Origin of the sequence: Paenibacillus xanthanilyticus, assembly GCF_042682185.1 — a bacterium.
In the GTDB taxonomy this organism is placed as follows: domain Bacteria; phylum Bacillota; class Bacilli; order Paenibacillales; family Paenibacillaceae; genus Paenibacillus_Z; species Paenibacillus_Z xanthanilyticus.
On record NZ_JBHUHA010000001.1, the window covers coordinates 530100 to 551154 of the forward strand.

General features: G+C 59.6%; 19 protein-coding genes and 1 pseudogene. 16 read left to right on the top strand and 4 right to left on the bottom strand.

Annotation, left to right across the window (positions count from 1 at the left end; genetic code table 11):
• Positions 1-257: 257 nt before the first annotated feature.
• Both ACFSKT_RS02145 and ACFSKT_RS02150 read left to right on the top strand, forming a co-directional pair.
• On the top strand, positions 258-1997 hold the full coding sequence (locus tag ACFSKT_RS02145; RefSeq protein WP_377720159.1) for a CocE/NonD family hydrolase: 1740 nt from the start codon (positions 258-260) through the stop codon (positions 1995-1997).
• Between the two features lie 16 nt (positions 1998-2013).
• Positions 2014-2754, top strand: a complete 741-nt coding sequence (locus ACFSKT_RS02150; protein WP_377720160.1) for an HAD family hydrolase — start codon at positions 2014-2016, stop codon at positions 2752-2754.
• On the opposite strand, the gene ACFSKT_RS02155 is transcribed toward ACFSKT_RS02150, so the two are convergent.
• On the bottom strand, positions 2723-2998 hold the full coding sequence (locus ACFSKT_RS02155) for a hypothetical protein (protein WP_377776296.1): 276 nt from the start codon (positions 2996-2998) through the stop codon (positions 2723-2725). The genes ACFSKT_RS02150 and ACFSKT_RS02155 overlap by 32 nt on opposite strands.
• Positions 2999-3119: 121 nt before the next feature.
• On the opposite strand from ACFSKT_RS02155, the pseudogene ACFSKT_RS02160 reads away from it, so the two are divergent.
• From ACFSKT_RS02160 to ACFSKT_RS02185, 6 genes and pseudogenes are all read left to right on the top strand, one after another.
• Positions 3120-3635: pseudogene (locus tag ACFSKT_RS02160) on the top strand (ABC transporter substrate-binding protein); the annotation flags it as partial.
• Between the two features lie 85 nt (positions 3636-3720).
• Positions 3721-4389, top strand: coding sequence for an ABC transporter substrate-binding protein (locus tag ACFSKT_RS02165; RefSeq protein WP_377776297.1), 669 nt, complete (start codon positions 3721-3723; stop codon positions 4387-4389).
• An 18-nt stretch (positions 4390-4407) separates the two neighbouring features.
• Entirely contained in the window at positions 4408-5346 is a 939-nt protein-coding gene (locus tag ACFSKT_RS02170; RefSeq protein WP_377720162.1) for an ABC transporter permease, read from the top strand.
• A gap of 12 nt (positions 5347-5358) precedes the next feature.
• Complete coding sequence (locus tag ACFSKT_RS02175) at positions 5359-6168, top strand: ABC transporter permease (RefSeq protein ID WP_377720163.1); 810 nt, start codon at positions 5359-5361, stop codon at positions 6166-6168.
• Positions 6169-6179: 11 nt separating this feature from the next.
• Positions 6180-7220 (top strand): ABC transporter ATP-binding protein, encoded by a 1041-nt coding sequence (locus ACFSKT_RS02180; protein WP_377720164.1) that lies wholly within the window; start codon positions 6180-6182, stop codon positions 7218-7220.
• Positions 7189-8202, top strand: coding sequence for an ABC transporter ATP-binding protein (locus ACFSKT_RS02185; protein WP_377720165.1), 1014 nt, complete (start codon positions 7189-7191; stop codon positions 8200-8202). Before ACFSKT_RS02180 ends, ACFSKT_RS02185 begins: the two co-directional genes overlap by 32 nt.
• A gap of 57 nt (positions 8203-8259) precedes the next feature.
• Here the strand turns inward: ACFSKT_RS02185 and ACFSKT_RS02190 are convergent, their stop codons facing one another.
• From ACFSKT_RS02190 to ACFSKT_RS02200, 3 genes are read right to left on the bottom strand one after another with little or no spacing between them, the layout of a single operon-like run.
• Entirely contained in the window at positions 8260-9267 is a 1008-nt protein-coding gene (locus tag ACFSKT_RS02190; protein WP_377720166.1) for a MetQ/NlpA family ABC transporter substrate-binding protein, read from the bottom strand.
• A 41-nt stretch (positions 9268-9308) separates the two neighbouring features.
• Positions 9309-9971, bottom strand: coding sequence for a methionine ABC transporter permease (locus ACFSKT_RS02195; protein ID WP_377720167.1), 663 nt, complete (start codon positions 9969-9971; stop codon positions 9309-9311).
• Complete coding sequence (locus ACFSKT_RS02200) at positions 9961-10992, bottom strand: methionine ABC transporter ATP-binding protein (protein WP_377720168.1); 1032 nt, start codon at positions 10990-10992, stop codon at positions 9961-9963. The genes ACFSKT_RS02195 and ACFSKT_RS02200 overlap by 11 nt, the downstream gene beginning before the upstream one ends.
• Positions 10993-11433: 441 nt before the next feature.
• On the opposite strand from ACFSKT_RS02200, the gene ACFSKT_RS02205 reads away from it, so the two are divergent.
• The 8 genes from ACFSKT_RS02205 (at position 11434) to ACFSKT_RS02240 (ending at position 21010) form a co-directional block, all read left to right on the top strand.
• Positions 11434-12840 (top strand): LLM class flavin-dependent oxidoreductase, encoded by a 1407-nt coding sequence (locus ACFSKT_RS02205; protein ID WP_377720169.1) that lies wholly within the window; start codon positions 11434-11436, stop codon positions 12838-12840.
• A 498-nt stretch (positions 12841-13338) separates the two neighbouring features.
• Positions 13339-14691 (top strand): outer membrane protein assembly factor BamB family protein, encoded by a 1353-nt coding sequence (locus ACFSKT_RS02210; RefSeq protein WP_377720170.1) that lies wholly within the window; start codon positions 13339-13341, stop codon positions 14689-14691.
• A gap of 252 nt (positions 14692-14943) precedes the next feature.
• Complete coding sequence (locus ACFSKT_RS02215; RefSeq protein WP_377720171.1) at positions 14944-15789, top strand: STM4015 family protein; 846 nt, start codon at positions 14944-14946, stop codon at positions 15787-15789.
• 2 nt (positions 15790-15791) lie between these two features.
• Entirely contained in the window at positions 15792-17012 is a 1221-nt protein-coding gene (locus ACFSKT_RS02220) for an STM4014 family protein (RefSeq protein ID WP_377720172.1), read from the top strand.
• Between the two features lie 11 nt (positions 17013-17023).
• Positions 17024-17800, top strand: coding sequence for an STM4013/SEN3800 family hydrolase (locus ACFSKT_RS02225; RefSeq protein ID WP_377720629.1), 777 nt, complete (start codon positions 17024-17026; stop codon positions 17798-17800).
• Positions 17801-17843: 43 nt separating this feature from the next.
• Positions 17844-19217, top strand: coding sequence for an STM4012 family radical SAM protein (locus ACFSKT_RS02230; RefSeq protein WP_377720173.1), 1374 nt, complete (start codon positions 17844-17846; stop codon positions 19215-19217).
• Positions 19214-20098: an STM4011 family radical SAM protein gene (locus tag ACFSKT_RS02235; protein WP_377720174.1), complete on the top strand. Its 885-nt coding sequence runs from the start codon at positions 19214-19216 to the stop codon at positions 20096-20098. Before ACFSKT_RS02230 ends, ACFSKT_RS02235 begins: the two co-directional genes overlap by 4 nt.
• Before the next feature lie 69 nt (positions 20099-20167).
• Entirely contained in the window at positions 20168-21010 is an 843-nt protein-coding gene (locus ACFSKT_RS02240) for a helix-turn-helix transcriptional regulator (protein WP_377720175.1), read from the top strand.
• The last annotated feature ends 45 nt before the right edge of the window (positions 21011-21055 follow it).

The following is a 21055-nucleotide window of genomic DNA, read 5'->3' on the forward strand; positions in this document are numbered from 1 at the left end:
CAAGGGAAAATATAAGTTAAATAAAATGCTAAAGCTGCGCGTAGGGAATGTCAACTCGTTGTTTTCAAATAAAGTGTTGGAAGATTCTGTAGATGCATGATAGTATTAGGGTAATGCCGATTATTGTAATCGGAATAATACATAATTCACCAGTCGACTGGAGATGTCTCCTTCCCGTGATCGTCGCGATCCGGGGAGCGGCATCTTTTTTTATTTTTCGGTTCGATTGGCATTTCGGCAAGGGGGAGTCGCCAGCTATGTCCACAAGCGCATTCGTTGACGTGATCGTCGAACGGGATGTTCCCGTACCGATGCGCGACGGCGTCCGGTTAAGCGCGGACGTGTACCGGCCCGCGAAGGGAGGACCCTGCCCGGTGCTGCTGCTCCGGACGCCTTATAACAAAGCGGACGCTCAGACGATGAACTACGCGCATCCGCAATGGTACGCCCGCCGCGGCTATGTCGTCATCGTTCAGGATACGCGGGGAAGATGGACGTCCGAAGGGGAATTCGCCCCTTACGAGCACGAAGCGGCGGATGGATACGACACGATTGAATGGGCGGCATCGCTGCCATTCGCAGAGAAAAAGGTCGGCATGTACGGTTTCTCGTATTGCGGCGCGGTCCAGTGGCTGGCAGCCGCGGAGGCTCCGCCGCATCTGGCCTGCATCGCGCCCGGCATGATCGGCTCCGACGCCTATCAGGGGAAGACCTACGCGAATGGCGCCTTCGCGCTTGCCGCCCTGCAATCTTGGGTGCTGTTCGCGGCGCAGGATACGGCTCTCCGGCAGGGGAGGGGGGACTGGGCTTCGGAGCTGTCCGCTCATTATGCGGGCATCCACGGCTTCTACAAGAAGCTGCCGCTGAACGAGCCGCCGGAACCGATGAAGGAGCTGGCGCCATATTATGCCGATTGGCTGCGTCGCCCGCTAAGGGACGAGTATTGGGCAGCGCGTTCCCTGCGCGAGCGGTATGAGTCGATCGACGTGCCGGCCTTGCATATCGGCGGCTGGTACGACCTGTTCATCGAAGGGACGCTCGAGAACTTCAACTGCGTCCGCAGTCGAGGCGCGAGCGAGCATGCACGCGAGCACCAATATTTGTTTGTCGAACCGTGGTTTCACATGCCCTGGTCGCGATACGTCGGCGAGCTCGATTTCGGACCGGAAGCGGCGAACCGCATCGACGCGCTGCAGCTGGCTTGGTTCGACTGGTGGCTGAAGGACATCCGACCGGATAACCCGCCGCCGAAGGTGCGCTATTTCGAGATGGGCAGCAACGTGTGGAAGGAGGCGAACGACTGGCCGCCGGAGCGGGCGAGCCGAGGGGAGGGGCGAGCCGCTTATTATCTCCGCAGCGCATGCCGAGCCAACTCCGTCAACGGAGACGGCGCGTTGTCCGAGCACCCGGCCGGCGAAGAATATCCGGACGTATTCGTGTACCATCCGTCCATCGCCGTTCCCGCGATCGGCGGCCGTTCGGGCGCGGTGCCGGAGTTGACGCCGATGGGGCCGAAAAACCAGCTTCCGATCGAAATTCGCAACGACGTGCTCGTGTATACCTCGCCTCCGCTCGACGAGGATGTGGCGATCGCGGGCGAGATTACGCTCGAGCTGTACGCCGCCACGACCGCCGAGGATACGGATTTCGTCGCCAAGCTGGTCGACGTGCATCCCGACGGGCGCGCGTACAACATTACCGAAGGCATTATCCGGGCGAGCTACAGGCACGGACTGGACAAGCGCGTGCCCGTGCCGAGCGGGGAGACGGTGCGCTATGAATTTTCGCTCGGTTCCGCCGCCGCGGTATTCCAGAAAGGGCACGCCATCCGGCTGGATGTGACGAGCTCGCTCTTCCCTACCTTCGACCGCAACCCGAACCGGATCGCCAATCCGGGCGAGGTGACCGAAGCCGATTTCGTGACGGCGACCCAGACGATCTATCACGACGCGGAACGCCCGTCGCGGGTGTGGCTCCCGGTCGTGACGACGTCATGAAAGGCGGTACGCGGCGATGAAGGTGCGCTACATCTGGTTCGACTTAGGCTACACGCTCGTGTATCAGGACAGGGAGAAGGTATACCGCGATTATCTTCTGGCTCAGGGCATCGATATCCCGCTCGCCCGGATCGAAGAGGCATATCATTTGGCCGACAAGAAGTTCATGCGTCAGTATCCGGGCGCGCTTGGCCAAGAATGGGACAGCTTCTTCCCTTGGTACCTCGGCATGCTCAACTATTCGCTCGGCGTTCGCTTCCCCTTGGCGGAACAAGCGGCCGCGTTGAAGGCAGGCGAGCGGCGTCAAGGCCCGCGCTGGCGGGCGTATCCGTTCGCGCCCGGCGTTCTGCAATGGCTGAAGGAACGCTCCTATGGGATCGGTCTGATCAGCAACTGGGACCAATCGGCAAGAACCGTGTTGAATGAGACCGGCTTGGCTCGGTATTTGGACCATGTCGTCATCTCCTCGGAAGTTCAAGTGTCGAAGCCGGACGAACGCATCTTCCGTCTCGCCGCGGAAATCGCCGGCGCGCGTCCCGAGCAATGCCTTTACGTAGGCGACAATTATTACGACGATGTGGTGGGCAGCGCGCGCGCCGGCATGGCGGCTTGTCTCGTCAACCGGTTCGGGCTGCTCGGCATCGAGGAGCTGCCGGCGGTTACCCGCATCGATTCGGTGGCGGAACTGCCCCGTCTGCTTGCCCATGCGGGCGATAGCAGGCCACTTATCCAACCAGAGCGGAGGAATGTAAATTGAAGAAACCATACACGGCCAGACATCTATTCGTCATGTTGACCTTGATCGCGATCATGCTATTCGCCGCGGCTTGCGGCGGCAATAACGACACGGGCAACGCCGCGAAAGAGACGCAGGCGGCACCGGAGTCATCGAACCAAGCTGCCGAGAGCGGCGGGGAGAAGGAGGCGCCCGCCGCGGAGCCATCCGGCGAGGCAGGCGCATCGGGAGGGAAGAAAACCGGCGGGGACGTCGTCGTCATCATCCCGCAGGATCTCGATTTTCTGGATCCGCATTTGGCCGTCGCGGCCGGGACGAACGAAGTGCTGTTCAACATTTTCGAAGGGCTGCTCAAACCGAACGAGAAAGGCGAACTATATCCGGCCGTGGCCGAATCGTACGAGGTTTCTCCGGATGGCTTGACCTATACGTTCAAGCTGCGCGGCGGGGTGAAATTCCATAACGGCAATCCCGTTACCGCCGAGGACGTGAAATATTCGTACTCGCGCATGGCCGGGATCGGGGCCGAGAAGCCGCTTCAGCCGCAGTATGCCGGCATCGCTTCGGTCGATGCGCCGGATGCCTCAACCGTCGTCATCAAGCTCAAGCAGAACGATTCTTCGTTCTTGACGGCGCTGACGGGCGCGATCATTCCGAACGGGTACGAAGACGGCAACAAAAATCCGATCGGCACCGGACCGTTCAAATTCAAAGCGTATTTACCCGGCCAGAAGCTGTCCGTCGAGAAATTCGCCGACTACTACGTGAAGGATGTCCCGTCGCTGGATCAGGTCGAATTCCGCATCATTACGGATCCTGAAGCGTCGCTGCTGGCGCTGAAATCGGGCGAGGCCGACATCTATCCGCGGATCGGCACGGAGCGGCTGGAAGAGTTGGGCGATGCGTTCAACGCGGTCAGCGGTCCGCAGAACCTGGTGCAGCTGGTAACGTTCAATATCGCCAAAAAAACCGTTCGACGACATCAAGGTGCGCCAAGCGATCAACTATGCGGTCAACAAGGACGAAATCATCGAAGGCGTCGCGATCGGCAAAGGGACGAAGCTCGGCTCCAATCTAAGCCCGGTGCTCGCCAAATATTATCAGCCGGGTCTCGAGGATCTGTACGCGACCGATATCGAGAAGGCGAAAAGCCTGCTGGCCGAAGCCGGCTATCCGGATGGCTTCGAGACAACGCTGTCCGTGCCGTCCATCTATCAATTCCACGTGGACACGGCTCAGGTCATCGCGCAGCAGCTTGCGCAAATCGGCGTCAAAGTCAACATCGAACCGGTCGAGTGGGCGGTCTGGCTGGAACGCATCTACAAAGGCCGCGATTACGAGACGACGATCATCGGGCTGGACGGCAAGCTGGATCCGAATCAAATTTTGAGCAAATATTTGTCGGATGCGGACAACAACTTCTTCAATTATAAGAACGCCGATTTCGATGCGACGCTCAAGTCCGCCGTGACGGAAATCGACGACGCGAAGCGGGTGGAGCTGTACAAGAAAGCGCAGACCATTCTAGCTCAGGACGCGGCGGCGATCTATATCATGGACCCGAACCTGAACGTGGCGCTGGCCAAAAATTTGGCAGGCTACAAGCAATACCCGCTCTACGTCCAGGATTTGTCGACCGTATATTTCACGGAATAAGATCGGAAGTGACGGCACATGAATTATTACGCGCGGCGCCTCCTTACGCTGCTGTTGACGGTGTTGTTCGTGGCGGTGCTCACGTTCGCCGTATTCCGAATCGTACCCGGCAACCCCGCGCTTGCAATATTGGGACCGGAGGCGACGAACGACCAGATCGCGCGGCTTGAAGCCCAGTTGGGCACGGACCGCCCGCTGCCCGAGCAATTCGCCAATTGGCTGGGCAGCGCGGCCGTCCTGGATTTCGGCCAATCGCTGCGTTTCTCCGAGCCGGTGCTGGACCTGATCGCCAGCCGGTTCCCGGTCACGCTGTCCCTTGCGCTGCTGGCGCTCGGAATTACCGTCGCGACGGCCGTTCCGCTCGGCATTCTCGCCGCACGCTCGCGCGGCAAGCTAGCGGATATCGTCGTCTCGCTCTGCACGCAGTTCGGTCTGGCCATTCCTTCGTTCTGGACGGGCATCCTGCTGATCCTGCTGTTCGGCCTGACGTTGAAGTGGTTCTCGGTCAGCACGTACGTGCCCTGGTCGGATAATCCGCTGCTGGCTTTGAAATCGACCGTGCTTCCGGCCTTCGCCCTCGCGATCCCGCAGATCGCGGTCGTCGTGCGCTACTTGCGAACGGCCATGCTCGATCAATTAAACCAAGATTACGTGCGAACCGCCAAGAGCAAAGGGCTGTCGGACCGTTCGATTTATTACCGCCACGTGTTGAAGAACGCGTTGCTGCCGGTCATTACCGTCGTCGGCATCAATTTCGGCGAGATTCTCGCCGGCAGTCTCGTCATCGAACAAGTCTATACGCTGCCCGGGTTCGGGAGCCTGCTCATCACGGCCATCGGCAACCGCGACTATCCGCTGGTACAGGGGATGGTGCTCGTCATCGCCCTTATCGTCGTGTCGGTCAATTTCATCGTCGATCTATCCTATCGCTGGCTTGATCCGAAAATCCGTTATTAATCGAGGGATGCCATGAAGTCCAACTACAGCATCAATTTCCTGCTGGGCCTCTTCTTCGTCGCCCTCCTGGCGGCGCTGATGGCCCTTAGCTTCTTCTATACGCCGTATGACGCCAATGTCATGAGCATGAAAGAACGGCTGCACGGGCCTAGCCCTGCCCATCCGCTCGGCACGGACAATTTCGGGCGCGACGTGCTCAGCCGGATCATGGTCGGCGCTCAGACCGCGTTCCTCGTCGGCAGTCTGTCTACGATGATCGGGCTTGCCGGCGGATTCGCGGTCGGCACGCTCGCCGGTTATGCCGGCAAATGGGTGGACGAGGCGCTGATGCGGGCGACGGACGCGCTGCTCGCTTTCCCCGGCATTCTGCTGGCGCTCGTGCTCGTTACCGTCTTTAAGCCGAGTCTCTTCCAGACGATACTCGCGATCGGCATCTTGTCGGTGCCGACCTTCGCGCGGGTGATCCGCGGCGGGGTGCTCCAGCATCGCGAGGCGGAGTACGTCAAGGCGGCCAGAGGTCTCGGCGCCTCCCATTGGAACGTGATCTTCGTGCAAATCCTGCCGAATATCGCGTCTTCGATCGTGACGACGGCGGCCCTCAGTTTCTCGACCTCCATCCTCGTGGAAGCCGCGCTCAGCTATCTGGGGCTCGGCGTGCAGCCGCCCGATCCGAGCTGGGGACGGATGCTCAACGAAGCGCAAGGCTATATGGCCAAGGCGCCTTGGTTCACGCTGGCGCCGGGACTGATGATCACGCTGTCGGTGCTCGGGTTCAATCTGCTCGGCGACGGCATCCGCGATTTGCGGGACAAAAGAGTGTAGGAGGCGCGAACATGACGAAGTTTAACGCGGCGCAGGCAGCCAAGCTGCTCGATATTCGGGACGTATCCGTCTCGCTAAACGCGAGGGGGAAGCCGGCGCCGTCCGTTCTGGAGGGCATCAGCCTTGCGGTCGGGAAAGGGGAAATCGTCGGCGTGGTCGGCGAGTCCGGCTGCGGGAAAAGCGTGCTATCGCTATCCGTGCTCGGCCTGCTGCCGGGCGCGCTGCGTCTAAGCGGAGGGGAGATCGAGTACGCGGGCGTGCATCGGCTGGATCGTATGGGCCAGGACGAGCTGAGGCGCTACCGCGGCAAAGAGGCGGCGATGATCTTTCAAGATCCGATGAGCTCGTTGAATCCCGGCCTGACGATCGGCGCGCAGTTGACGGAGATGATTCGGCTGCATCTCGGCTACGGTCGCAAAGAAGCGTCGGAATGGGCCGGGCAGCTGCTCCATAAGGTTGGATTGCCCCGGCCAGCCTCGCTGCTCCGCGAATATCCGCACCGCTTATCGGGCGGCATGCGGCAGCGCGTCATGATCGCCATGGCCATGTCCTGCAATCCGGGGCTGCTCATCGCCGATGAACCGACGACGGCGCTCGACGTGACCATACAGGCGCAAATTCTGGAGATGATGCGAGGCATTCGGGAGGAGAACGGGACGTCGATTATGCTCATCTCCCACGATTTGGGCGTCATCGCGGACATGAGCGACCGCATCGCCGTCATGTACGCCGGACAGATCGTGGAGGAGGGGGATGCCCGGGATATTTTCGACCGCCCGGCGCATCCGTATACGATCGGTCTGCTGAACGCGATACCGTCCCCGGCGAAGAAGCGCGAGAAGCTGTTCGCGATTCCGGGCACGGTTCCGGCGCTGGAGGAGAGGGGGCGGGGGTGCCGATTCGCTCCCCGCTGCCCCCATGCGGAGGAGCGATGCCGCGCGGAAGCGCCTCCGCTAGTTCGCGTACGGCATGAGCATAGGGCCAGATGCTTCCTGGCCGAAGAGAAAGGAGCGACCGCGCATGAACCGATTCGTTCCGGAGCCGTTGGTTGAGCTGGATCGGCTGTCGATGCATTACCGCGTGCAGGGCGGCGATCGCTCGGGGCGTCTGCTGAAGGCCGTCGACGGCTTCTCGCTGTCCATCTCGCCAGGCGAGACGGTCGGCCTCGTCGGGGAGAGCGGATGCGGCAAGTCCACCGTCGGCCAAATCGCCGCGCGGCTGCTCGAGCCGACCGGCGGAAGGCTGCGCTACAACGGAGCGGAGATGACGAACGCATCGTCATCGGAACGCAGAACGCTTCGCAAGCAGATTCAATACGTATTTCAAGACCCGTATTCGTCGCTGAACCCGAGCTTCCGCATCGGACGGCTGCTGGAGGAGCCGCTGCGCTTCAATCGGCTGGACGGCAAGGAAGAGCGGAAGCGTCGCGTTCATGCGATGCTGGAGCGGGTAGGGCTGGATGCCTCTTATGCTCGCCGGTATCCGCACGAGCTGAGCGGCGGCCAGCGGCAGCGGATCGGCATCGCCAGGGCGCTCATGGTCGACCCCGCGTTCCTCGTGCTGGACGAGCCGGTGTCCGCGCTCGATGTATCCGTGCAGGCGCAAATTCTCAATTTGCTCAAAGAACTTCAAGCGGAACGCGGCTTGACGTATTTATTCATCTCGCACGACATGAACGTCATTCATTATATGAGCGACCGCGTCGCGGTCATGTATTTGGGGGAGCTCGTGGAGCTTGCGGACGTTGATGCGCTGTTCGACGGACCGAAGCACCCCTACACGCAGGCGTTGATTTCGGCAATACCCGCCTCCGGATGGAGAGAACGCCGCAGTGCGTCTATTCAGGCGTTAGGGGAGCTGCCCAGCGCGCTGTCGCTGCCGCCAGGCTGCCGGTTTCAGACCCGGTGTCCGTTCGCGCACGATCGCTGCCGCAGGGAAGCGCCCGCGCTCGCGGAGATCGGGCAAGGGCATGCGGCGGCATGCCATCTCTATGAAACTCCGGGCGAGTCAACGCTGCAAGCTGCCAATCGTTGAACGCAAGCGAATAACCGAGCCGGTAGCCGGCTCGGTTATTCGCGATAAATTCGATTCTTATTTGGCCGCGCCGGCCTTAATATCGGCAATTAGCTGATCAAGCGTAGATTGCAGCTGCTCGACGGGGACGTCGGTGACGAAGCTGGCGCCGTTCGTGTCTTTCTTGACCGTCTCGATCACGTCCGCTTCTTGGTAGAGCTTGGCGATCGTCCGATACGTCTCGTTATCCTTATCCTCGGCGCGCGTCGCGAAGACGTTAATGTACGGGCGCGTCGATTCCGCCTGCGGATCGTCGTGGAAGATGGCGTCGGACAGCTGCAGGCCCGCTTGACCGGCGATGCCGCCGTTAATAATGGAACCGGCTACATCCTTGAGGACGCGAGGCGTCTGTTGGGCGACGACCGGCACGATTTCGATCTTGCGCGTATTCTCGACGATATCGTCCGGGGTACCGTATAGGCCGACGTTCTCCTTCAGTTTGATGAGGCCGGCTTGCTGAAGCACGAGAAGCCCGCGTCCTTGGTTGGCCGGATCGTTCGGGATGGCGATCTTGGCGCCTTCCGGAATATCTTCGACCTTCTTGTATTTCTCCGAGTACAGGCCAAGCGGCGCTACGACCGTCGAGCCGATCGGCACGATGTTCAGGTTATGCTCGATATTGAATTGACTCAAGAATGCGAGATGCTGGAAGGAATTAATGTCGACTTCTTTGTTCGCGAGCGCCAGGTTCGGCAGCGTGTAATCGGAGAATTCGACCAGCTCGATCTCGATGTTACGCTCGGCGGCTTTCTTTTTGAGGAGCGGCCATGTTTCGCCGTCGGAGCCCGTGACGCCAACCTTGACTTTGACGGGCTCCTGCGGTTCTTCTTTCTTCGTCTCTTCTTGAACGGGGGCGGCGGTCTCTTTCGCTGCGTTCGCGTCGGCAGCGGCAGCGGTTGAGGCTGCATCCGAAGCGGCCGCATCCGTGCCGTTGTTAGCCGGTTCGCCGCTGCTGCCGCAAGCGGACAGAAGCCCGATGACGAGCACGAGCAGGAGGGATAGAACGAACGTTTTTCTTTTTCTCATGAATAACGACTCCTTTAAGATGGTGTAATGGCGGAAGCCGATCATCGGCGCAGGAAGTAACGCGAAATCCGGTTGCCGATAAATTGAGCGACCTGCACGAGCAGAATAAGGACGAGTATCGTGACGAGCATGACGGAACCGTCGAAGCGCTGATAGCCGTAGGTCATCGCCAAGTCGCCGAGACCGCCGCCGCCGACCGTACCGGCCATCGCCGAGAAGTCGATCAAGCCGACCGTCATGAACGTCAAGCCGAGGATCAACGGACCTAGCGTCTCCATAATGAGGACGCCGAAAATGATTTGGAGCGGACTGGCGCCCATCGCCTTGGCCGCTTCGATAATGCCGGGGTCGATCGCGACCAGGTTGTTCTCCACGACGCGGGCGATGACGAACGACGCGACGAGCGTCATCGGGAAGATCGCCGCCCACATGCCGATCGTGGTGCCGACGACCAGCCGGGTCAGCGGGCTGATGGTGACCAAGAAAATAATGAACGGTATGGGACGAATGACATTAATAAGCAGGTTAAGCAGTGCGGAGACGAAACGGTTCTCCAAGATGTTGCCGCGGCGGGTGACGAACAGCAGCAAGCCGATCGCGATGCCGAAGATGCTGGAGAAGAGCAGCGTGAACGCGACCATGGTCAGCGTCTGGCCCGTCGACTCCACGACGCGCACCCAGAACGTGCTCCAATCAACTTTCATGATCGATGACCTCCCGAACTTCCACGGTTTGGGCGAGCTGCGCGACGAGCCGGTCGATGGAGGCTAGCTCATCCGCGGGCTGGAATTCGACGATCAGACTGCCGAACAGCTGACCCTTCAGCTCCTGAATGCTGCCGTAGACGATGCTGAAATCGACGTTATGCTGCCTCGCGGCGCGCGAGAGGACGGGCTCGCTCGTCGCGCCGCCTTTGAAGACGAGCCGGTACAGCTTGCCTTGATGCTTGCTTTTCAACGTTTCGAGCAGCTTGGGCGAGAGCTGGTCGTTCTGCACCGAGCGGATGAAATTCGCGGTGGCCGGCTGCTTGGGCGATGCGAAAATGTCGTATACGGAGCCTTCTTCGATCACCTGTCCGTTCTCCATGACGGCTACCCGGTCGCATATGCTGCGGATGACGTGCATCTCGTGCGTAATCAGCAAAATCGTGATGTTGTACGCTTCGTTAATCCGTCTGAGCAGCTTCAAAATTTCCCCGGTCGTCTCCGGGTCGAGCGCGGAGGTCGCTTCGTCGCAAATGAGGATGTCCGGCGAGGTCGCGAGCGCCCTGGCGATGCTAACGCGCTGCTTCTGGCCGCCCGAGAGCTGCTCGGGATAATGATCCGCTTTGTCTTCGAGCCCGACGAATCGCAGCAGCTCCTCGACGCGAGCCTTGATTTGCGCTTTCGGCGTGCCGGCCAGCTTGAGCGGATAGGCGACGTTGCCGAAGACGGTGCGGGCGTTGAACAGATTGAACGTCTGGAAGATCATCCCGATGCGTCGTCGCAGTTGACGCAGCTCTCGCGGCTTAAGAGCCGTGATGTCCTGGCCGCCGACGATGACTTTGCCGCTCGTCGGCGCTTCGAGCAGGTTAACGAGCCGCAGCAGCGTGCTTTTGCCGGCGCCGCTGAAGCCGATGATGCCGTAAATCTCGCCCTGCGCGATCGAGAGCGACACTTGGCTGACCGCCTGCGTATGATTCTTTTTGCCCGTAAAGATTTTCGAGACGGCCTCGAAGCGAATCATGCGATGGTTCTCCCCTTTAAGCTGCAATTTGGTCTTGAAATAATTCACATGTGAATACTTGGGAATATGCGTATAAAAAAACGGCCTCTTCCTTCGGGAAGAGGCCGTCAATCGGAAGCGGCTCCTTCTGGTTCGAAGAGAAGGGAGTCACAGTTCTGAATGATCAGTCAGCTGTTTGCGCTGCGCATGCGCGGCGCGAATATGCGATTTCGAAGCTTGCCACTAAATATAAGGCGTCGCCTCGGTAACTGTCAACCATAATTTGTGAAATGAATGATAATTAAATGGTTAAAGCAGACATTTATATAAGAATTTTCATTGATTTAATAGAATTTATTTGCTTGACAATGTGAAATTATGGATGATAGATTATCGTCAGTCTTCATAATAACAATAAAACACATGGGATAAATATGCTTTAGACGGGAGGATGAAGCGGCGGTGACGAAGCAAATTCGCATGAACGTCTTTGATATGACCAGCGCGATGCACAATTCGCATGGGCTGTGGAAGCATCCGGACAATGCGCGCGCGACCCGATACAAAGACGCGGATTATTGGGTGGAGCTCGCGCAGCTGCTGGAGCGGGGGAGATTCGACGCCTTGTTCCTGGCGGACGTGATCGGAGTATACGACGTGTATCGCCAAAGCAAGGATCCGGCCATCCGGGACGCGGTGCAGGTGCCGCTCAACGATCCGGCTTTTGTCATTCCGGTCATGGCGCACGCGACCCGGCATCTTTGCTTCGCCCTGACGGTCAGCACGACCTACGAACATCCTTATGCGCACGCGCGCCGGATGAGCACCCTCGATCATTTGACGAAGGGACGATTCGCCTGGAACGTGGTGACGTCCTATTTGCCAAGCGCGGCGCGCAATTTCGGCCATGCGGAGATGATGAGGCACGACGAGCGGTACGCGATGGCCGAAGAATTTCTGGAGGTTAGCTACAAGCTATGGGAAGCAAGCTGGGAGGACGACGCGATCGTGCGCGACGCGTCGCGAGGCGTCTTCGCCGAGCCCGCGAAAGTGCATGACATTGGCCATGACGGCCGATATTACCGCGTGCGTGGACCTCATCTTAGCGAACCTTCGCCGCAGCGAACGCCGGTCATCTACCAGGCAGGCGCATCCGAGAAGGGGCGGGATTTCGCCGCCAAGCATGCGGAATGTCTCTTCGTCGGCGGTTCCTCGCCCGGACGGGTCAAGGCTTCCATTCAAGACATTAAGGATCGGGCGGTCGCATACGGCAGAAATCCGGATCATATCCAAGCGTTCACGTTCCTGAACGTCGTCGTGGCGGAAACCAGCGCGGAAGCCGAGGCCAAGTTCGCGGAGTACGCGTCCTTGTGGAGCGGAGAGGCGGCGAAGGCGCAATTCGGAGGCTCCAGCGGGTATGATTTGTCGCAATATAGCGACCTGGACGCGCCGTTCGAGTATAAGCATACGGAGCATGGGCAATCGAGAGCCGCTTCGTTAACGAAAGACCAGCCTCGCCGATTGACGGTGCGGGAAGCGCTCGGCACGTTCGAACGGCTGGACCGCAAACAGACGATCGTCGGCAATCCGCAGGAAGTGGCCGATCGCATCGAGCGATACTTCGACGAGAGCGGGGTAGACGGGTTTAATTTGGCCCATTACATCTCGCCGGGCAGCTTGATCGATTTCGTCGAGCTCGTCGTCCCCGAGCTTCAGCGCCGCGGCCGTTACAAGACGGAATACGAGCCGGGCACATACAGAGAGAAGCTGTTCGGGCAAGGCAGCCGTTTGTTGTTCGCGGATCATCCCGGGGCGGGATACCGGAGGAACGACGGCAAGGCGGAGATCCCGCAAGGGGGCGCATCGTAAGAGAAAAGGGGAAGAGCGAAGCGAGGGGAGCTCGGCATGACGGCACCTTTGGTGCTCCGATCGTTAGATGTTAAACGAAAGCATCAGACGCGCGCCCGATAAGGGAACGCGTCTGTTCGGCGTCTAGCTACTCTCGTTCAGCCGAAACACCGACGGATCGGGATCGACCCGGACGAACTGGGCAACTCTAGATACGGCGAACAACCGGCCCCACTGATCGAGGGCTGCGAAGCACTTTAGTACGCACCTTCCCTCTCGCACGTACATATTTTGAGACATGCATCTCGGAACTAACGGCCGGCACTCGGGTATATCCTGCATGCCGGCTTTTTGCCGCTTTGTTCGATGTTGATGAACGATGCCGCCGGGAGCGGCTATTTATCGAATCGAATTCCATTATTTGCAACTTTTGGGCGATGTCTGCGTCTGATTGAGTGGGGCTCGCCTGACCGGTACCAACGGATGATAATGATGACGAGAAGGTGCGTGATGTGAAGCGTGAAGCGTGTATCGATACATAAAATAATTGCGACCGCGGCGGCGTCAGCGCTGCTTGGCACGGGGCTCTTGGGGAATGCGGTCCCGACGCTCGCAGAGCAGCCTGTTCTCTCGCGGTCTTCGGCAATCGGGGTCGAGACGATCACGCAGGCAAAGCCGGCATGGAGCATTCCGCTCGCGACGTTCAGCGAGTCGGGATGGCCGCGAACGGCCGCGATCGCCGAGGAGGGGCGCGTGTTCGCGCTCATCGGCAGCGGTCAGCTGGCAGCGTATGACGGCACGAGCGGCAAACGATTGTGGACGTTCGGCCATAGCCTGAAGCCGCTGCTAACGTATGATCAAGGCATGATCTACGGTCTTGCCGCCGATGGTTCAATCTACGCTGTGACGTCTGGCGGCACTCGGAAGTGGGCTTCAGCCATAGGCGCCAAGAGAGCGGAACGAATTACCGTAACGGGCGACACCGTCTATGTCATGCAAAATCTCGTCTTCTATGCGCTTGAGAAGGCGACGGGCAAGCTGCGCTGGAAGGTGGTCAAGAAGGCGGAAGAGTACTACCTCGCTGGCTACCCGGAAGTGTGGGAGACCCCAGACGTTGTCCTGCGCAAGTATTACGTGGATGGCGTGCACTCGTCGTCTCAGATTAATGCGTTCGATAAGAAGACGGGCAAGATGTTATGGTGGTCTCCGGACATTTACGATGTGCTCGATAGAAGAGAAAATCTCGTCTACGTTACGCCAGACTTATTCATGCGTGACGATCTGTCAATCAGCTACGTGAGCATCTATGCACTAGATGTGAAGACAGGTAAAATCATGCAGCAGCGAGAATACAAATGGAAGCCGCAAGTCACCTCGCAAAACCCGTCCGGCCTCGGAGGCAACAGAGGCACCGCTTTTATTGACGGGGACGCGCTCTATATTTTTCAGGACGACATCGTCGCGCAATACGACTTCGCCGCCTATAAGCCGGACAACCAACCGGTCAAGCGCTGGAATGCGCCGGATCCGAACCAGTATTTCCCTCTCTACAAGCTGCATGAAGGGCGATTGCTGTACCAGAACCAGCACGATAACTCCATCGGCATGATGAAAACGGCCAATGGCGGGTTCCTCCGGACGACGTACGGGGTGAACGTCGTGCAGACCGACTTGTACGGGAATGGATTATACCTGGGTCTGGCTGACGGCACGCTCAAAGCCTACGACTACACGACCACGAAGCCGGTGTTCAGCATCCGGGCGGGCGACGGAAATTTCGAGCCGACGTTGAAATCCGGCAGCATGCTCTACGTACGATCCGGCGGTATGCTGCTCGCGGTGAAGCTGCCGGCGAGCTTGACCAAGAACTAGAAGAGAAGTTTAGTATGAACGAGGACGCGAACGAACGGCATCGATTGCCAGCGGAAGATCCATCATTATGCTCAAGCTTTAAGACATATCCTGGGCTCCTGTTAGATGCAGGGGCTTATTTCCGCTGACTCCGCGCCATTCATCTCGACGAACGATTGACGGGTACTACCGCAAATGATAGGTTAAATTTGGAACTTCGCGACCGAAGAGGTCAAGCGGGAATCGAATCTGAATCATATGGAGGCGTAAGACATGTCCGAGAAGAAACTGGCGATCGAATACGATCAATATGAGAGCGGCGAGAAAATAGAAGATTTGCTGGAGGCGTTGGCGGCAAGTCCGGAGAGCAAAACGTTAACAAGTCTGGTTATCGGCGATTGGGGCGGTTCCTACGAGAATGATTCGAGTTCGGTCGTTGAGACGCTCGTCCGTCTGCGCGGCGAATTCCCCGCCTTGCGCAAGCTGTTCATCGGGGACATGACATTCGAAGAATGCGAGGTATCCTGGATCAATCAGTCGAATCTGGGGCCGCTGCTCGAGGCGTATCCCGAGCTGACGTCGCTCACAATTAAAGGCAGCACAGGGCTGGCGCTGGATCCGGCGCGGCACGAGAAGCTGGAGGAGCTGGTCATTATTTGCGGCGGACTCGGCAAGGACGTGCTGGCGAGCATCCGTGAAGGTCATTTTCCCAAGCTGAACAAGCTGGAGCTGTACCTCGGCGTGGACAACTACGGATTCGACGGCGGACTGGAGGACGTGCTGCCGCTGATCGAGCCCGGCAAATTCCCTGAGCTAACCTACCTAGGCTTGAAAGACAGCGAGATTCAGGACGAGATCGCGATCGCGGTCGCGGATGCCCCGATTCTGGATCAGCTCCATACGCTCGACTTGTCGATGGGGACGCTGTCCGACAAGGGCGCCGAGGCGCTGCTCGCAAGCGATCGCGTGAGGAAGCTGAAGCATCTCGATCTGAGCTATCACTATATGTCGGACGAGACGGTCGCGCGTTGGCAGGCATCCGGCATGAGCGTCGACGTCGGCGAGCAGCAGGAGTCGGACGACGAGGACGATTGGCGTTATCCGGCGCTCACGGAATAGCGATGGATTCGATGATTATCGTCGGCAACCCCGATAATAAGCGGACACGCGGCGTGCAGGAGGCAAGGCGGGCAGCGGGGTTGCCGCCTGCCTTGGTCATGCCGTATATGGAGCTGCTGGAGGGAAAGTCGATAGGGGAACAACTCGCGCGGGCTGATTCGTTCGAAGAAGCCGGCGCCCCGCTCATTCGCATCGACGCCCCGGGCGAGCATTTCGAGGTGGAGCGCGGGCTGATCGCGCTCGGCGCGCCGGATGCCGAGGACCAGGACGACCGGCTATTGCCGCTCCGGGAGCTCGTCGTCCCGCATCCGCTCAGCGTGCAAGCGGCGAGCCGCTTGCGCGAGCATACCGGCCAGCTCTATCACCCGTCCCAATGGTTCCGCGGTTACGCCCGGCTGCTCGCCAGCATCGAACGGGACGCGAGGACGCGATGGCCGGAGGCGCGATTCGTGAACGAACCCGCGGCCATCGCGGGCATGTTCGACAAGCGGCACGCGCACACGCGGCTCACGGAGGCAGGGGTGGCGGTCCCGAGACGGCTGGCGGAGCCTGCAGAGCTGCCCGATTACGAGGCGCTGCGCGAGATGATGCGGGCAAGACGGATGCCGCGTGTATTCGTTAAGCTGGCGGCCGGATCGGGGGCATGCGGCATCATCGCCTACCAAGTGAATCCGGCCACGGGCGCGGAGATTGCGATCACGACGATCGGCGTGGAGAACTATATCGCGAAGCCCCCAGTCTACTATAATGCGCTGAAGCCCCGCCGCTGCACGGACTCCGCCATCATCCGGCAGATGATCAATTGGCTGCTGCGGCACGGCTCGCATGTCGAGCAGTGGATCGCGAAGGCGGCGGTGAACGGCAGGCCGTTCGATATCCGCCAACTGGTCGTCGGCGGCGAAGCCTGCCACAGTCTAGCCCGGATCAGCCGCACGCCGTTCACGAATTTGCATCTGCGAAGCGAACGCCAATCGCTGGACGAGATGGGGCTGCGGCCGGTGACGGTGCAATCGGTCCGGGAGATCGCCGAGCGGGCGACGGCGGCTTTCACCGGCGCGTCGGTCGCGGGGGTGGACGTCTTGTTGTCCGCCGGTTCGCTTCGGCCTTACGTTCTTGACGTCAACCCGTTCGGCGATCTGCTGTACCGCGTCTCGCACGAAGGGCTCGGCACCTATGAATGGCAAATCAAACAGCTTGCGCGGCAAGAGGAGATGAATGCTTGACCAGTCTGGATATGAACCAAATCGTCGGCTCGCACGATCTGGTGATGATTACGCTCGATACGCTCCGGTATGACGCGGCCGTGCTGGAAGAGGCGAACTGTCCGAACCTATGCCAAGGCGGCGGATGGGAGAAGCGCCATACGCCAGGCAGCTTTACTTATGCGGCGCACCATGCGTTCTTCGGCGGCTTCCTGCCGACGCCGGCAACGACGGATAAGTCGCAGCATGTGCGACTGTTCCATTCCGCGAATACGGGACTGCGTACGCATCCGCACACCTGGCTGTTCGATACGCCGGATCTCGTCTCCGGCCTGCAAGCGGAAGGCTACCGGACGATCTGCATCGGCGGCGTTATTTTTTTCACGAAGAAAGTGCCGCTCGCCAAGGTGCTGCCCGGCTATTTCCAGGAGAGCTACTGGCGGATGACCTTCGGGGTCACCAACCCGCGCTCGACCGAGCATCAGGTGAATCATGCGCTGAAGCTGCTGGCCAAGACGCCCGAGCACGAGCGGCTGTTCCTGTTCCTGAACGTATCGGCGATCCACGGCCCGAATCATTATTTCGTCCCCGGCGCGAAGCATGACTCGGTCGACACGCAGCGGGCGGCGCTGCGTTATGTCGACGGCGAGCTAGGACGCTTGTTCGATGCCCTCAAAAAACGCGAGCGGCCGGTATTCTGCATGGCGTTCTCCGATCATGGCACCGCTTACGGCGAGGATGGATACGAAGGGCATCGGCTGGCGCACGAGGTCGTCTGGAACGTGCCGTACCGGGAGTTTATTCTATAATTGTCATCAGCACGAATAGCATCTGAAGAGGGGGAGGTATCCCATGTTCACGAATCCACGAGCGTTGCCAAGCGTGCCGGACACGCATAGGGAAGCGGACCGTCTGCGCGAGCGGCTGAATGCCGACCCTTACCGGTCCTATTTATACGCCTACCCCCACAAGACGGCATATCGTCCGTTCGACGAGCCGATTCCCCTCGAACGGCTGTGGGAAGCGGAACGCGCGGACACGTTCTTTCTCTACATGCACATCCCGTTCTGCGGCGCGCGCTGCGGGTTCTGCAATCTATTCACGCTCCCGGACAAAAGCGCGGACGCCCACGAACAATACGTGGACGCGCTGGCCCGGCAGGCGAAGCAATGGGCGCCGCACGTGAAGCGCCGCCCGTTCGCCCGGTTCGCGATCGGCGGCGGAACCCCGACGCTGCTCGCTCCGCGGCAGCTGGCGCGGCTGTTCGAGCTCGCCACGGAACAATTGGGCGTCGATCTTGGCCTTGTTTCGATTTCGGTCGAGACCTCGCCGGAGACGGTGAGCCGCGAACGGCTTGCGATCTTGCGCGAGCATCAGACGGACCGCGTCAGCATGGGCATCCAAAGCTTCGTCGAAGCCGAAGCCGCGGCCATCTACCGGCCGCAGAAGCCGGACGAGGTCGAGCGTGCGCTGACGCTGCTTCGTTCGTACGATTTCCCGATCCTCAATCTCGATTTGATCTACGGATTGCCCGGCCAGACGGTCGATTCCTGGCTCTATTCGCTGGATCGCGCGCTCGCTTACCAGCCCGAGGAGATCTTCCTCTATCCGCTCTATACGCGGGAGCACACGATCGTGAAGCCTTCGCAGGTCAAGGAGAGCGGCACGGACTTGCGAATGGCCTGCTACCTCGCGGCGCGGGAACGTCTCCTGGCGGCCGGCTACCGGCAGTATTCCATGCGCAGGTTCGCCAAAGCGTCGGCGGCATCCGCCAAGACGATGCTGCCCTACGACTGCCAGGAGGAAGGGATGGTCGGGCTCGGGTGCGGCGCCCGCTCGTACACCCGCGACGTGCATTATGCGTCTCGGTATGCCGTCGGCCGGAAGGCAACGGCGAGCATTATCGCCGATTACGTGCAGGCCGACCGTTTCGACACCGCCGATTATGGAATCGTGCTGAGCCCGGAAGAACAGCGGCGTCGGTTTATTCTGAAGGCGATTCTGCATGCCGATGGGCTGGATTTGTCTAGTTACGAGGCGCGGTTCGGTTCGGCGGCGCCGGACGATTACGCCGAGCTGGGCCTGCTCACGGAAGCTGGATTAGCCGTGTTCGAGGCAGGTCGATTGAAGCTGACGGATGAAGGGCTCGCCTTGTCGGACGCGATCGGCGACTGGTTCATTTCGCCGGAAATCCGGGCAAGGATGGAAGGATTCGAGATGCGATGAAGGCGGTTCTCTATTACCGGGGAAGCCTATCTTCCTGCAATTACGATTGTCCCTACTGTCCGTTCAGCAAAAATAAAGACAGCGCCGCGACGCTGGCGAAAGACCGCGAGCAGGTGCTTGCCTTCGTCGATTGGGTGAAGACCCAGCAGTCCGCCGGTCATCGGCTGTCCATTTTCTTCAATCCTTACGGCGAAGGGCTGATTCACCGCTGGTATCGGGAAGCGATGGTTGAGCTGTCCCATCTGGCGCACGTCGATAAGGTGGCCATTCAGACGAATCTGTCGGCAAAGCTCGAGTGGACGGACTTGCTGAACCGCGATAAGGCGGCGTTCTGGGCGACGTATCATCCTGGCCAGACGGACGAAGCAAGATTCATCCGGCAATGTCTGCAGCTGCATGAACGAGGGATCCCGATGAGCGTCGGCACGGTCGGCGTGCGCAGCGCGTTCGACGCCATCGCTTCGCTGCGGCGAGCGCTGCCGTCCGAATTGTATCTGTGGGTGAATGCCTATAAGGACAAAGCGAATTATTACTCGGAAGAAGACCGCGTGTTCCTGCGCGGCATCGACCCGCTGTTCGAGCTGAATGCGACCGACTACGAGAGCGCGGGCAAGCGGTGCGGCGCCGGGCTGGACGTCTTTTACGTGCAGGGACCGGGTTTGGTCAAACGCTGCTACAAGGACCGCCAAGTCATCGGGCATTTGTATCGCGATGGGCTGGAGGGACTGGCACGGGAGCGGCTGTGCCGGATGAACGCCTGCGACTGCTACATCGGCTATATCCACATGCCGGAGCTGCAGCTGCGCGACACCTACGGCGACAAGCTGCTGGAGCGGATCGCGAATCCGGCGGCGCGCGCGGCAGACCAAATTGCCCGCTGAAGTTTGCGACTGGAATTGCCGTATTCGGGTCACGTGCGGCCGATCCGGCTGAACTATAGGAGTGGTAGAATGGCGTTAGCGAATCAGAAGAATAAAATTCTCGGGCAATTTCTGAAATCCCGCCGCGAGCGGATGAATCCGGACCGCGTCGAGATGGCCAGCCGATACGGCAGACGAAGAACGCCGGGATTGCGGCGGGAGGAGGTCGCTCAGCTGGCGGGCGTCAGCATAACCTGGTATACGTGGCTTGAGCAAGGCCGAGTTGCGTTCGTATCCAGGGAGGTCATCGACGCCGTCAGCAGGGCGCTGCAATTGTCCGCCGAGGAATATGCCCACTTGCTGCGGCTTGCGAATTACGAGAACGCTTCGAACGCGAGGCCGAGCGAGGACGGCGCGAATCTCGAGCTCCAGCGTCTCCTCGACCAGATGGTTTATCCGGCCATTGTCGCCAATCATCGGACCGAGGTGCTGGCCTATAATCGGATGGCCAACGAGGTAATCGCGGATTTTGACGCCATGCCGCCCGAAGAACGCGTGATGACGCGGCTGCTCTTCGCCGATTCGAACATGAACGAACAATTGGTGAATCGGGATGAAGTCCGGAACTATACGATCGGCGTCTTTCGCATGAACCATGATCAGAAGCCCGACGATCTCTGGTTTGAAGCCTTCGTCCGGGAGATGTGCATGAAAAGCGAGGAGTTCGAGCAGAAATGGCGGCTGCACGACGTTCGGCAGAAGCAAGCGATCTTGTTCGCGTTCGATCATGCGGAGCTGGGGCGGCTGGACTTTCAATTGAATTCATTCTCCAATATTAACGGCAATCCGGATCTGCATTGCTGCATTTTCGCTCCCGCAGCCGGCACCGATACCGCGCGCAAATTAGCCGATTTACGCCATTCCGCGAATTAGCCTGTTAGTCTGGATACCTGCATAACCGCAAACTGGCTGCCTCCT